Source organism: Cupriavidus sp. WS, from assembly GCF_000395345.1.
Taxonomy (GTDB): domain Bacteria; phylum Pseudomonadota; class Gammaproteobacteria; order Burkholderiales; family Burkholderiaceae; genus Cupriavidus; species Cupriavidus basilensis_B.
This window is the reverse complement of sequence record NZ_AQPL01000073.1, coordinates 41,037-54,676: the sequence shown is the minus strand read 5'-3', so window position 1 is coordinate 54,676 and position 13,640 is coordinate 41,037. Positions and strand designations below refer to the sequence as shown.

The 13,640-nt window shown below is 70.4% G+C and carries 7 protein-coding genes; 2 read left to right on the top strand and 5 right to left on the bottom strand.

The genetic code is table 11. The features are described from left to right. The first annotated feature begins 274 nt into the window (after window positions 1-274). Window positions 275-1,300, top strand: a complete 1,026-nt coding sequence (locus tag K206_RS0107550) for a fimbrial protein (RefSeq protein ID WP_020201807.1) — start codon at window positions 275-277, stop codon at window positions 1,298-1,300. Window positions 1,301-1,337: 37 nt separating this feature from the next. Further along, a complete protein-coding gene (locus K206_RS0107545; protein WP_029043340.1) occupies window positions 1,338-2,696 on the top strand; it encodes a GlcNAc-transferase family protein in 1,359 nt (452 codons plus the stop codon). Here K206_RS0107545 and K206_RS0107540 read toward each other — a convergent pair. The 5 genes from K206_RS0107540 to tssM form a co-directional block, all read right to left on the bottom strand. Next, window positions 2,589-6,080 (bottom strand): RHS repeat-associated core domain-containing protein, encoded by a 3,492-nt coding sequence (locus tag K206_RS0107540; RefSeq protein WP_020201805.1) that lies wholly within the window; start codon window positions 6,078-6,080, stop codon window positions 2,589-2,591. The two genes, K206_RS0107545 and K206_RS0107540, sit on opposite strands and share 108 nt — an antisense overlap. A 13-nt stretch (window positions 6,081-6,093) precedes the next feature. Beyond that, window positions 6,094-6,363 carry a PAAR domain-containing protein gene (locus K206_RS0107535; RefSeq protein WP_020201804.1) on the bottom strand — a complete coding sequence of 90 codons (270 nt, stop codon included), beginning with the start codon at window positions 6,361-6,363 and terminating at the stop codon, window positions 6,094-6,096. Window positions 6,364-6,461: 98 nt separating this feature from the next. Further along, a complete protein-coding gene (locus K206_RS37730; protein ID WP_231401576.1) occupies window positions 6,462-8,861 on the bottom strand; it encodes a type VI secretion system Vgr family protein in 2,400 nt (799 codons plus the stop codon). 85 nt (window positions 8,862-8,946) lie between these two features. Further along, entirely contained in the window at window positions 8,947-9,516 is a 570-nt protein-coding gene (locus K206_RS0107525; protein ID WP_020201802.1) for a hypothetical protein, read from the bottom strand. Window positions 9,517-9,567: 51 nt separating this feature from the next. Beyond that, window positions 9,568-13,626: a type VI secretion system membrane subunit TssM gene (gene tssM / locus K206_RS0107520; protein ID WP_020201801.1), complete on the bottom strand. Its 4,059-nt coding sequence runs from the start codon at window positions 13,624-13,626 to the stop codon at window positions 9,568-9,570. Window positions 13,627-13,640 lie beyond the last annotated feature (14 nt).

Genomic DNA, 13,640 nt, shown 5'->3' with positions numbered 1-13,640 from the left:
GCTCGCCGCGATCCGCGACACGCGCCTGTGGTTCGAGGAGAACGAGCCGAGCAGCCCGGTCATCGTGCTGCTGCGGCAGGCCGAGCGCATGGTCGGCAAGCGCTTCTCCGAGCTGGCCCACATCATCCCCGCCGACCTGCTGCCGCTGTGGGACGCCGTCGATGCGTAGTCCGGGCCGGCCTTCCCGTTTATCCAGCGCCCCCGACTTCCGCGCGGGTTTCCGCCCCGGACCCGCCTCGTTTCCACGCCGTTCCCATCTCACTCCCTTCCAGCCATGAAAAGACCTTTCGCGCTACTGGCCTCCCTGTCCGCCGCCGGCCTGCTCGCCGCATCGCCGGGCGCCTTCGCCGAATGCCGGCCGATGACGCAGCCGGAGATCGACTACTCGGTCAACGTCGAAGGTATCAGAGCCCAGGCGTATTCGTCGTTCCAGATCAACTTCCCCGGGCCGGCCGAGGTCGATCCCGACCTCGGCATCGGCGAAACGATCGCGACAGGCGAATACAGAATGGACGACCGGCTCCGGTTTGCCATCTGCATCACTCCGTCCGGGACAATCAACTACGGGTTCTTCGCACCGTTCACGCTTTCCGTGCTGGGACAGAAAATCTATGACACCGGCATCCCCGGCGTCGGCTTCCGGCTCAGCTATCAGCGCCCCAACAACGGGCGTGTCGACGTCATGCCGGTCGCGCTCCCGTGGGCAGGCAGCAGCAGTGTGTACTACAACATCAATGCCGGGGCGGTATACCGCATGGAGCTGATCAAGACCGGCAACAACATGCCGAGCCGGTCGGTGGTGAATCTGGGAACGGTTGCCACCTTCTACGGCGACCTGCCTGCTCCGGCACTCGGGCACATCAGCGTCAACAGCATCGAACTCAAGGTCCTGCCGAAGTGTCATGTCGACAGCAGCACGCTGAACATCGACTTCGGTCCGTTCGGCCCGGCCGACGTCTCCACCACCGCGGGCCCCACGCGGCAGGTCGATTTCACGGTGCGCTGCTCCGGCCCGACCCCGCCCGCCACGATCACCGCCACGCTGGCCGGCACGCCCGACGGCGACGATCCCCGCTTCATCCGCAACACCGGCGCCACCAACCTGGCGATCCGGCTGGCGGACCGGAGCACGTCCTACGTCCTCAAGCCCAACGACAGCAACAGCGCGCTCATACACGAGCCGTATGGCGCGATGGCGTCCAGCTTCTCGCTCGACGCCACGGTGCTGCGGGTCGGCAGCCGGACCCCCACGGCCGGCCAGATCCAGGCCACGGCGACCGTCACGCTGAGCATCCTGTGAACGAACACCTTCCCTTCTCATCACCGCATCTCATGAAATGAAACCCACGATTTTTGTCCAGATGGCCAGCTACCGGGACCCCGAGCTGATCCCGACGCTGCGCGACCTGATCGAACGCGCGGACCGGCCCGACATGCTGCGCATCGTCGTGTGCTGGCAGCACGCGCTGCACGAGACCGTCAGCGAATTCTTCGCGCGCGGCTTCGCCAAGTGGCGCCTCGATGCCAGCGGCCAGCACACGGTCCATACGCTGGCCTATGGCGATGCATCGATCGAACTGATTGACGTGCCGCACATGGCATCGCAGGGCGCCTGCTGGGCGCGCAACCTGATCCAGCAGCAATACCGCGCCGAGCGCTACACACTGCAGCTCGACTCGCACCACCGCTTCGTCGATGGCTGGGACAGCCAGTTGACCGACATGCTGGAGTCGCTGCGCGCGGCCAGCCCCAAGCCGGTCCTCACGGCATACCTGCCGTCGTATTTTCCGCACGACGATCCCGGCGGGCGCCGCCAGAACCAGCTCGAAATGCGCTTCAGCCACTTCAGCAAGCGGGGCGTGGTGGTCTTTTGCCCGGCCCGACTGTCACACGCGACACCGCGGCAACCCGTTCCGGCACGCTTCTACAGTGGCCATTTCACGTTCGCCGACGGGAGTTTCTCGGTCGAGGTGCAACATGATCCGCAGTATTTCTTCCTTGGCGAGGAAATCTCGATCGCCGCGCGCGCCTATACCCACGGCTACGATCTCTATCACCCGCATCGGCTGATCGCCTGGCACGAGTACACGCGCAAGGGCCGCACCAAGATCTGGGACGACCACTCGGCGCAGGCCAAGGCCGACGGCGCGATTCCGATGTACTGGGGGGAGCGCGACAATATGTCGTACCAGCGCAATCGCGCGCTGTTCGGCATCGACGGCGAGCCGCGCGGCGACGCCGAATTCGGCACGTACGGACTGGGCAGCGAGCGCACGCTCGCCGAGTACGAGACCTACGCCGGCATCGATTTCACCCATCGCGGCGTGCAGCGCGCGACCCTCGAGGCCGCGCCGCCGGCGCAGGGAATGGTGCCGGCGCGTGGCACCGAAGCGGAGTGGAAGGCATCGCTGGTACGCTCGAACGAGCTGCGCCTGTGCCTGCATCGGAAGACAATGAACGTGGCATCGACGAAAGTCCACACCTGCCGCATGACCGTCCATGACGCCACAGGCAGCGTGCTGCACCATCGCGTCATGGAGGCCGAGGAATTCGGCCAGGCCATGCGCGGCGAGTGGTTCGACCGCAACCTAATCTTCACCTCCGGGCTCGGGCAGCTTCCCGCCAGCTACGTCGTCGAACTGCTCGACGATGCCGGTGAGCAACTGGGACGGATAGAGCAGGCGGTCGAGGCCTGACATCCGGAGCGCGGGCGCGCATGGCTGCATGCGCGCCATTTGCACCGCATGCCCGTCCGGATTGCCGCCGGTCAGCGGATTGAACACGTAGCGGTACGGGCTCGCGCCGGCCGGCGCGGTGCGGTCGGGGCTCAGATAACGGCCGGCGTCGGGATCGTAGAAGCGCGCGCCATTGAGATGCAGCCCGGTTTCCTCGTCCGCGTATTGCCCCGCGAAGCGCAGCGGCTGCCGCGCCTGCTCGCGCAGGCCGGTCGACGGCGCCAGTCCGCCCCAGGCCTTGTAGCGGCCGCGCCAGACCGGCTCGCCGCTCTCGTCGGTGAGCGCCACGGCGGTGCCGGCGCCATCGGTGTGATAGTGCAGTACGCGCATCGGGCCCAGCGTGCCGTCCTCGAGGCGCTTCTGGTCCACGCAGGCCAGCGGCGCGTATGCCGTCAGGCCATCCGCGGCCGGCTGGTACAGATAGGTCCGGATGCTGTCGCCGGTGCGCTCCTGCGCCAGGCGGCCGCCCTGCCAGACCAGTTGCGTGGCCTCGTCCTGCGCCCCGCCAAAAAGTGACCCCGGCAATCCGGGCAGCCCCTGCAGTCCGGCCAGGCCGGGCTCGGCCGGGCCGGCGCTGCGGCGGATGCAGCGGCCCAGCGCGTCGTAGCGGTAGCGCACCACGCGGTCGCGCTGCCGCGCGGCGACGAGCCGGCCCTCGGCATCCCACTCCAGCGACAGCGCGCCGGCCGCGCCGTGCTTGCCCGTCACCTGTCCCCAGGCATCGAATTCGTAGCGGTAGCCGCGGCACTCGAGCAGGCGGTGGTCCGCGTAGATGGCGGGCTGCCAGCCGGCGCGCGGCGTGTCGAGCAGGTTGCCTGCACCGTCCCACGTGAAATACTCGATGCCGAGGTCGTCCGACACGCAGCGCAGCAGCGCGCCGCGCCGGTCGTAGTCGAAATGGATGCGGCCGTCGTAGCGGTCGTCCAGGCGCGCGAGGTTGCCCGCGGTGCTGTATTGCAGCTCGCGCCATTGCAGCACCTCGCCCGGCGCCATCTCGCCGTTCTCGCCAGGCACGGCGGTCATGGCGAACCAGCGCAGCGGCCAGCCGGTCTCGGTGTAGTGAGTGTGGAGATAGAGCGCGCCCTGCGAGCGCAGCACGCAGCGGCGCATGGCGTCGTGCTGGAACGCGGCGATGCCATGCATGTCCTGGCCGCTGCCCAGGCCGAGCAGCGCGGGCGCGCCCGCTTCGTCGTGCTCGGTCTTGACCGTCTGGCCGTGCGGCAGCGTGACCTCGGTCGCGCGGCCGGCCGCGTCGTAGAGATAGGTCAGCGTGCCGTTGGCGCCGTGCTCGGCGGTCATGCGGCCGAGCGCGTCGTATTCGAAGCGGATCGTGTCCGGCTCCAGGCCGAGCGCGCGCCCCGCCTCGGTAGGCTCGTAGCCGACCGCCTCGGGCAGTCCCCGGCGCGTGTAGATGAAGCGATAGCGGGCATGCTGCGTCTCGCGCGAGACCAGCCGCCCGAGCGCGTCGTGGTCGAACGTCTCGGTGCGCGCGAGCGCGCCCGCGGTGGCCGTGACCTGCCCCAGCGTGCCCGCCGCCGCGTAGGCGAACTCGCGCCGCACGCCGTCGGCGTCCGTCACCGACTGCAGGCGCCCGGCCGGGTCCCAGGCCAGTTGCTGTATCGCGCCGTTGCTGCCCGCGGTGCGCGTGCGGCGGCCGTGCGCGTCGTACTCGTGCAGCGTGACATGGCCTTCCTCGTCGACCGCGCGCACGACGTTGCCGCGCGCGTCGCGGTGCCAGTGCCGGGTCTGCCCGTCCGCGCCGGTCCACGACACCGGCTGGCCGGCGGCGTTCCAGGCGTGGCGCTCCTCGCGGCCATCCGGCAGCGTCACCACGAGCGGGCGGCCCAGCAGGTCGGGCTCGATCCTGGTGAGCGCGCCCTGCGCGTCGATGACGGACACGACGTGGCCGGCGGCGTCGCGGCCATAGGCGGTGGCGCGGCCGCCCGGCTCCACGCGCCGCGTCAGCTGGCCGCGCGCGTCGTACTCCAGCACGGTCGCCTGGCCCTGCTCGTCGGTGCGGTGCTCCGACAGGCCGCCGTCCTGCTCTTCGTGCCGGATCTGCGTGATGCCGTGGCGCGGCGACTGGCGGCGCACCGCCTGCAGGCGGTCGTTGCGCTGCCACAGCCAGGTCCGGCCGTCGTCATGACGGATGCTGACGAGCTTGCCGGTGGCGAAGGCATAGACCCGCGAGCATTCGGCGCCGAGCGGGTCGATCTCCTGCGTGACGCGGCCCAGGTTGTCGTAGACCGCGCGCAGGCGCCGCTCGCCGGGCAGGCCCAGCATGACCGGCCATCCCGCGCCGTTGTATTCGAAGACGTGGCGGCGCCCGTCGAAGCCGACGTGGGCGCGCACGCGGCCGTGCGTATCGTATTGCCAGTGCGCCGCATGGCCGAACACGTCGACCGCCTGGCTGGTGCGGTTCTCGATGCGGTAGGTGCAACGCTCGTGCGCGCCGTCGCTGGTGATCCGCTCGGCCACGCGCTGCGCGCCGCCCACGGGCTGCCACACGTAGCGCGTGACGTGGCCCAGCGGCCCGGTCTCCTCGACCATGCGCCCGCCGGCATAGGCGAAGCGGCGCACCACGTCGCCGAGCCGGTTGCGCACCTCGGCAAGCTGGCCATGCGCGTCGTAGCCGTACCTGGCCAGGAAGCCGGCGGCGCCGCCGTCGACGCACTCGATGCCGGTCAGGCGCGAGCTCGCCTGCGCGTAGTGCAGGCGCAGCTCGTGCCCGCAGGTGCCGCGCATGCGCAGCAGGCGGCCGGCCTCGTCCCAGATGCAGCCGATGCGATGCTGGTGGATGTCCTCGACATACTTCAGCCGCGCCACGCCGCGCGCGTCGAAGTCCCCGAACACGCGGTAGCGCGGCGTCAGGTCGGCCACCACCATGCGCCCGTCGGGCAGGCAGGCGATGTGCAGCTGCTCCGCCGACACGATGACCTGGGCGCCGCGCGCGGGCGCCGGCACCGACAGCGCGCGGCCCTGCTCGTCGGTGTAGACCAGCCGGTCGTGCACGCGCGCGAGCGTGACTTCCCAGGGCGAGCGCCAGCCCGGTCCCAGCAGCCCGCCGCCGGGCAGCAGGCTGGAATAGAAGCGGTTCCAGGTGATCGGCAGGCGTCCGGGCAGCGCGAAATCGGCCTCGTTCCACGGCAGGCAGATCTTGGCCCCGGTGGTCATGTCCACCGTTTCGCACAACAGCCCCGAGAGCGCGCGGCGCGCGCCGTAGCGCCCCGCGAGGTCGCCCGGCTGATGCCGGAAGCGGCCCGCCGGCGGCGCCACCTCCAGCGATTCCAGCACCACGCCTTCCAGGCCGGCCAGCACGCCGCCCAGTCCTCCGATCCCGCTCATGCTTCTCCTTTGCTCAACCGCCGATGGAGACGTCGCCGGAGCCCGTGACGATGGGCGCTCCGCATGACGTCAGGCTGCCGACGAACGCCGCCGGCAGGCCATTGATGAAAACCGAGCCGGAACCCAGCACCACCGCCTGCGCGGAACAGTGCGGCCCGCACACGGCGATGCTGCCGCCGACGAAGGCGGCGGGGATGCCGTTGATGGACACGTCGCCCGAGGCCGTGACGACCACGCCGCCGTGGCCGATGGCGTCGCCGAGCCTTGCTGCGGGACTACCCATGATGAATCTCCTTCAGAAGAATGGGGCGACTGCGCCCTGGTTCGCGTAAACGCCGCGGCCCCTTTTCGGTCCCGCGGAGGGACCGCGGCGGCGCCGGATCAATCGACATCACCTGTAGTTTCGGGATACGTCTCGGGCGGCTCCGGTGTCGATGGTTCCGGCGTTGACGGCTCTGGTGTCGACGGCTCAGGCGTTGACGGTTCTGGTGTCGACGGCTCCGGTGTCGACGGCTCAGGCGTTGACGGTTCTGGTGTCGATGGCTCCGGCGTTGACGGCTCCGGTGTCGACGGCTCAGGGGTTGACGGTTCTGGTGTCGACGGCTCAGGCGTTGACGGCTTCGGCGTCGACGGCTCCGGCGCCGGCGGCAACGGCCGCAGCTTCGGCACCGTCACCGAGAACCCGAACGCGGGCAGCGGGATCGGCGGCACGACGCCGCTGCCGCCGCCGCCGCCGCTGGCGGCGCAATCGGAGTCGCCCGGGTTGAGGTCGACCTGCGAGCCCTGTATCACCACGTGGCTGCTGCCGATGATGCGGATCTTGGTGCCGACGATCTTGATGCTGCCATCGGGCGACAGCGTGATCCCGGCCGCGCCGCAGCAGAAGTTGATCAGGCCGCCCACGGCCAGCGCGTAGACGCCGCCGACCGAGGTCGAGTAGGCGCCGCCGACCGCGACCGCGCGCGCGCCGCCGACGTTCAGCGCGGACGCGCCGCCGACCTGGGTCGACTCGGCGCCGCCCACGGAATAGCTGGCGGCGCCGCCGACGATGCTGGTAAACGTCGCGCCGACCGAGCACGAGTACGTCAGGCCCACGCCGAGCGAGAGGTTCACGCCGACCGTGTGCGACTCGTTGTTCTTGGTCAGGCGGTTCATGTCCTTCTCCGCCTGGATCTCGACCTCCTCCGCGCCGAGCTTGTCCTCGAAGCGGATGGCGTTGTAGTTCTGCCGCCCGCCGGTGATGGTCTTGCTCTTGAAGCCGCTCTTGGTCGCTTCCGCGGGCAGATCCCACGGCGGCGGCGTCATGGTGTTGTAGAGGCTGCCGTGAATCAGCGGGCGGTCCGGATCGCCGTTCAGGAAGCCGACGATCACTTCCTGCCCGATGCGCGGAATGTAGATGCCGCCGAAGTTGGTGCCGGCCCAGGCCTGGCTGACGCGCACCCAGCACGAGTCGGTGGCGTCGTTGCGCGCGTAGCGGTCCCACAGGAAGCGCACCTTGACGCGGCCGAATTCGTCGGTCCACACCTCCTGGCCCTGCGGCCCGACCACGATGGCCGACTGCGGGCCGTGCGTGGTCGGCTTGGGCGTCTCGCGCGGCATGCGGAAGACCTCGCCGGTGGGCTGCACCACCAGCTCGTTGTTGCACTCGTAGCGGTAGCCGCTGCCGGTCTCGTCGGCGACCTCGGTCAGCGCCAGCGCGGATTCGATCACCAGGTATTCGCGGTTCGCTTCCTCGTGCTGGTGCCGCGTCAGGACGAAGGTCTGCCCGCAGCCGATGCCGCGCACGTTGCCCTTGCCGTAGGCCCGCGTGCCGGGCGCGCGCCGCTCCTCCATGCGCACGCGGCTGATGAGCTCGCCGTGCTTGCTGTCGGTGTAGTCGCCCGGCCACTCGTAGAGCTCGCCCTCGCCCCAGTTGGTCTCGCGCGGCTGGTGGTTGGAGGTGCCGATCAGCGCGCGCGGGCGCGTGAAGTCGAAGTCGTCGATGACCACGCGGCCCGGCCGCAAGGCCTCGTCGGTGGAGAAGTAGCCGATGTACTCGATGTCGATCTTGCCGCCGTCCGGATGGTGGACCAGCTCGTGATAGGCCTCGCTGGGCGACTTGCGGTGCGCGCCGATGTGGTCGCACAGCACGAGGCGGTGCTTGTTGTCGGTGTGCTCGAAGAACCAGTAGATGCCCCACTCCTCCATCAGGCGCTGGATGAAGTCGAAATCGGTCTCGCCGTACTGGACCTGGAACGCGCGCGGCTCGTTGCGCTCGCTCTCGCCGCGCACCGAGTACTTCTCGATGTCGAGGCGCTTTTCCACCGGGTAGGGATAGTCGTGCAGCACCGTGTCGATGATCTCGACCACGGTCTTGTCCTGGAAGATCTTGTAGTCGCTGGTCAGCGTGGCCAGCCACAGCCAGGGCCGCAGCTCCACGCGGTAGATGTTGTAGCGGCCCTCGCCGCGCAGGAAGCCCGCCTTCACCACCAGCCCGCTGATCTCGCGCACGCCCGCGCCCACCCCGCCCAGCGCCCCCGTGCCGATGCCGTCGAGCTGCAGGCTGACCGTCATTTCCGTGCCGATCATCGCCTTCAGGTCCAGATTGGCGCTGGTGGACAGCGGCACGTGGAAGTCATCCGGCGTGCGCAGGAGCAGCTCATATGCGTAGAGCTTCCCGAGATGCTCCTCGCCCCGCAGGGACAGGAACCGGAGTGCCGGCTGGCCAAGCAACCGGGGCATCGCGTCGCTGCGGATGGCCACCGTGTGATCCTGGACAATCCGGCTCGCAGAAGAATTCATTGACATACAGTCCTCTCGATCCTACTCAACCAAACAAATTTGCGCCACGCGGCCGGCCCGGCCGCGCGGCTTCGCACCGCGCCGCTCAGGGCCGGGCGCCGCCGCTGTTCAGCGGCGGCTGCACGCGCACCTGCGCGCGCCGCAGCAGCACCTCGATCAGCAGGTCGGCGCCGATGCCCTGCGCGGCCTCGACCAGGTAATCGGCAGCCAGGTCGAGATCCCTCGGACCACGCGCGTCGACGATCTTCTGGCCGAACTCGGCCACCCGCCGCATGCAGTAGACCGCCCGCGGCCCCGGCACGGCGGGCTCCCCCGCCGCCGTGGCGATGCCCTTCACCCATCCGACCGGCGTCGCGTGGACGCCCAGCCACTCGCCGAGCATGCCGGCAATGGTGTGGAGGTTGCCGGCGGCGCACAGCGCGGCCACCCTGGCGCCGTCCACCTCGCGCAGGCGCCAGGCGGCGCGCCACAGCGCGCTCTCCAGCTTCTTCGCGTGCGGCAGGCGCCGGAAGGCGACGATTTCCCGGTATTCCCGGTGGCGGCTGCGCAGCGTGGTGCAGTTCGAGGCGATGGCGCGCTCGAGGGCGCGCGTATCCGGCTCGTGCCGGCTCGGCAGCTTGTCGAAGGTGTAGGTGTCAGCGTCCCTGATGTTCATGAATCCGCCTATTGTCCTGTTGACGAGTAAGGGGCCGTGCCGCCGGCCGGCTCAATGCACCGCCGGCAGCCCGGCGCCGGCCGGCCGCGCCGCGGCCATCTTGCGCGCGCCGCCGGGGCCGCGGCCCGCGGTGGTGCCGGGGCAGCGGAAGTCCTTCAGCAGGTTGGTCGCGAGCGGGTTGAACTGCCCGCCCGTGACCAGTTCCAGCGCCGCGTGCCGGCCGTCGAAATCGAAATCCACCACCAGCCGGCTGGCCGACGCGGTGCCGCTCAGGCGGCCGCGCTCGATCAGCCGGAACAGCGCCCACGGCCCGCTGGCGACGATCGTCGAGGTGTCGGGCCGGATGCGCGGCTTGGCCGTGATCTCGGCCACCGCGCCGCCGCGCGGCCCGGGCCAGCTCAGCGCGAAGGGCCGCACCGGGCCGTGCGCGTAGCGCAGGCCCTGGCCGTCCACGTCGACCGCCAGTTCGGTGATCTCCGGGTCGATGGCGGCGATCCTGGCATCCATCTTCCACGCCATGCGCTTGGCGCCGGGCTCGCGGAAGAACAGCTCGCGGATCGCCGCGGCGCGCTCGAACGGCTCCAGGCTCGGCCCCTGGATCGGCGGCATGCCGGGATTGAGCGCCTTGTAGCGCCACGGCCTGACGTTGGTGTCCACATAACTGGCGAACGATTTCTGGAAGAAGTCGTCGAGCAGGCCGCCCGCGGCGAACACGCGGTTGAAGTCCTCGATGTCGACTTCCTGGCTGCTGGCCGCGAACGGATATTTCCCCTCGATGGCCAGGCGGCAGCTCGCGCCGACGCTGGAGTCCATCTGCAGCGCCAGCAGCGCGCCCACCTCGCGCCCGACCTTGCTGGCCGACTGCGAGGCGATGCCGCCCAGCACCAGCCGCAGCGGCGCGGGCAGCTTGTCGGCTTCCATCTGCAGCGTGGTGCCGATGTCCAGCGCGGGCGGCATGCTGCTGCTGGCCAGCGCGTTGTCGGCCACCGCCAGCCGCGTGTACTGCTCGTTGAGCAGCGCGATGAGCGCGTCGAGCTGCAGCGCCTTGCTGCCGCTGACCGGCGGATTGCTCATGGCCGGGCCGCTGCCGGTGTCCGCCTGGCCGGTGACGACCTCGCGCAGCGCGGCGAAGCGGTTGTCCACCAGCTCTTTTTCCAGCCGCTGCTCGGGCCGCTGCGCGGCGATCCTGGCGGCGGTGGTCGCCGCCGCCTGCGCGGTGCCGGACTTGCGCCCCACCGCGGCCAGCGCCATGTCGGCCAGCGACGAATCCTCCTCGCGCCCGGCCAGCGACAGCGAGGTCTCGCGCACGGCGGCGCGGGCCAGCCGCACCAGCGGCGAATCCGGCGAGGCCAGCACGCGCAGCGTGTTCAGATCGAGCGCCAGCGTGCCGCCGACACTCTGCGCGCCGGCCGCCGCCGGCCGCACGTCGGCCAGGAACTGCTGCCAGTGGTTGCCGTAGTCGGTCAGGTACTGGCGGCGGATGTCGTCGGCGACCGCCGACCTGCCCGCCACCAGGCTGGTGTTGCGCAGCCCGCCCAGCGGCGCCGCGGCGGCCTCCGCGCGGCCCATGACCCAGGCGTCGTCGCTCTGCGCGCGCGCCAGGAACTCGGGCAGGCGCTTGCCGAAGACCTCGTGGTAGCCGTCATAGGTGTAGAGGCCGGGAACGCCGCGCTCATACCGCGTGCCGTCGGCCAGCACGAAGATCGACGCGCCCTGGATGCCGGCCGCGCGGGCCAGCGTGAAGTTCTCCGGCGCTTCCTTCTCCATCGAGGCCATCGCGCGCTCGTAGAGCCGGCGCGGCGCCGGGTTGCTGCTCAGGAAGCTGCGCGCGCGCTGCACCAGCGCCGCGTCCTGCGGCACGCCGGGTCGGGCCGGGCGCGCGGCGAACATGGCATCCAGATGCTGGCTCATGGCCTCGCGGCCGCCCATCGCCGTGGCGCCGTCGGTGCGCTCCCAGTCGCGCAGCACCCAGTTCCCGACGGTCTGCGCGTCGAAGCGCTTGTCGTCGTAGAGCATCAGGTAGGCCATCAGCGTGCGGTAGACCTCGTCGGCGTTGCCGGCGTCGACCTGCGCGCCCAGCACCGCCTCGACGCGGCGCACCACCTGCGGGAACAGGGCCTGGTGCAGCAGGCTCGAGTATGTCGTCCGCGACGCGTCGACGATGACGGGCGCCGTGTACAGGCCGTAGCGGTAGGCGCCGCCCGGCGCGAGCAGATCGAGGCTGCGGTACTGCGGCAGGTCGCGCGAGGCGTCCAGCATGCCGGCGATGGCACCCGCCTGCGGCGCCTTGTTGTAGGCCTTGACGCCGGCCGCCAGCTCGCCGGTCTTCTGCGAGATCACCGTCAGGTAGGCGCGGTTGTTGTCGAAGCTCACCGTGAGCGCGCTGACCAGCCACAGGAACAGCGTGGCGACCAGCAGGTGCCCGGCCCAGCGCACCATGCACAGGCGGATCTCCCATTTCAGGTTGGGCCGCACCAGGTGCGCTTCCGGCACGATCACCTGCCGGAACACGTCGCGCAGGAAATAGCCGCGGTGGACCGGCGGCGCCGCGTCGGCGCGGGCGGCCTCGGCCGCGCCGTCGTCCGGGCGCAGCCTGGCGAGCCGGCGCCGCAGGCGCTGCATCAGCGTCTCGCGATCGGCCGGCACGACCTGGCCGGTCTGCTCGGTGCTGGTGAAATAGACGCCGCGCATGGTGGTCTGCAACTGCGTGTCGTCGTAGCGCGAGTCGAGGAACACCAGCCCGAGCGTGTCGACCAGGACCGCGCACAGGCTGCGGAATTCCCGCGGCAGCGCGTAGAGCGTCTTGCGGCGGTCGTTGTCGTACTCCTCGAGCAGGCGGTTGTTGAGGCCGGCGTCGATGCGCGCCTCCAGTTGCGCGAGCTCGTCGGCGCAATGCCGGCGCAGGTCGGCGACCTCCGCCGAGGCGCCGTCGCCGCCGTGCGGCAGCGTGAAGCCCCAGGCCTGCGCGCGCCCTTCCGCGCTCAGCGACTGGAAATACTCGGGAAAGCCCGGCAGCAGGTCGAGCTTCGTCACCAGCACGTAGACCGGGAAGCGGATGCCGAGCTGGTTGCGCAGCTCGCCCAGGCGCGCGCGCAGGCTGGCCGCCAGCGCGGTGCGCTCGCCGTCGGACTTGTCCAGCAGTTCGGCCGCGCTGATGGCCAGGATGGCGCCGTTGACTGGCGCGCGCGGACGGTGCTTGCGCAGCAGGCCGAGGAAGCCCCGCCATTCCGCCGCGTTGACCGCCGCGGCCGGTCTGTCTTGCTGGCCTTGTTCGCCGCGTTCCTCATCTCCGGCTTGTTCGGCCTGCTCGGCCTGTCTGGCTTGCTCGACTTGTGCGTCGCTCCGGCTCTCGTGCTGGACGTAGCGCCCGGCCGTGTCGATCAACACCGCCTCGTTGGCGAACCACCAGTCGCAGTTGGCGGTGCCGCGCGCGCCGCGCGGCGCCGACTGCGCGCCCATCTGGTCGGCCAGCGGGAATTCCAGCCCGGAGCCCAGGATGGCGCTGGTCTTGCCGGCGCCGGGCGTGCCCAGCATCAGGTACCACGGCAGCTCGTACAGATGGCGGCCTCTTTCGAGCACGCGCGTGCGCAGCGTGCCGCCGCGCAGCCGCTTGAGCTGCCCGACCGCCTTGGCCACCACCAGGCTGACCGTGCGGATCTCGTCGCGCGCCACCGGGTCGGCCTTGTCGGAGGACGGATTGAGGATCCGCTTGAGCAGGTCCGGGTTGGCGCGCACCGCGTGCCACAGCCGGTACAGGCCATAGGCCGAGTAGCAGAAGACGATCACCGAGATCAGCAGCACGCGCACCCACACCGGCGCCAGCGGATGATGCTCGGCCAGCCCGAACAGCGGCCCCGCGTGCCACAGCAGCACGCACAGCGCGACGGCGGCGACCGGGCTCAGCGGCCACCCCAGCAGCCAGAACAGCAGCAGCGCCAGCAGCAGCACGATGACGGTCACGCGCGGGCCGGCATCCTCGAGCGGATGCAGCTGGCCGAAGGCCAGCAGCGGGCCGACGAACCACACCGCCAGCGACAGCAGCGCGACCGCGATGAACGCGAGCGTCTGCCGCGAGAACAGGAATCGGAAAAAACGTTTCAAGTAAGACATGGCGGGCTCCGTCG

Excerpts from the sequence above, each read along its gene's own strand:
- K206_RS0107550 (WP_020201807.1), top strand. The coding sequence starts at position 275 with ATGAAAAGACCTTTCGCGCTACTGGCCTCCCTGTCCGCCGCCGGCCTG.
- K206_RS0107545 (WP_029043340.1), top strand. The coding sequence starts at position 1,338 with ATGAAACCCACGATTTTTGTCCAGATGGCCAGCTACCGGGACCCCGAG.
- K206_RS0107540 (WP_020201805.1), bottom strand. The coding sequence starts at position 6,080 with ATGAGCGGGATCGGAGGACTGGGCGGCGTGCTGGCCGGCCTGGAAGGC.
- K206_RS0107535 (WP_020201804.1), bottom strand. The coding sequence starts at position 6,363 with ATGGGTAGTCCCGCAGCAAGGCTCGGCGACGCCATCGGCCACGGCGGC.
- K206_RS37730 (WP_231401576.1), bottom strand. The coding sequence starts at position 8,861 with ATGAATTCTTCTGCGAGCCGGATTGTCCAGGATCACACGGTGGCCATC.
- K206_RS0107525 (WP_020201802.1), bottom strand. The coding sequence starts at position 9,516 with ATGAACATCAGGGACGCTGACACCTACACCTTCGACAAGCTGCCGAGC.
- tssM (WP_020201801.1), bottom strand. The coding sequence starts at position 13,626 with ATGTCTTACTTGAAACGTTTTTTCCGATTCCTGTTCTCGCGGCAGACG.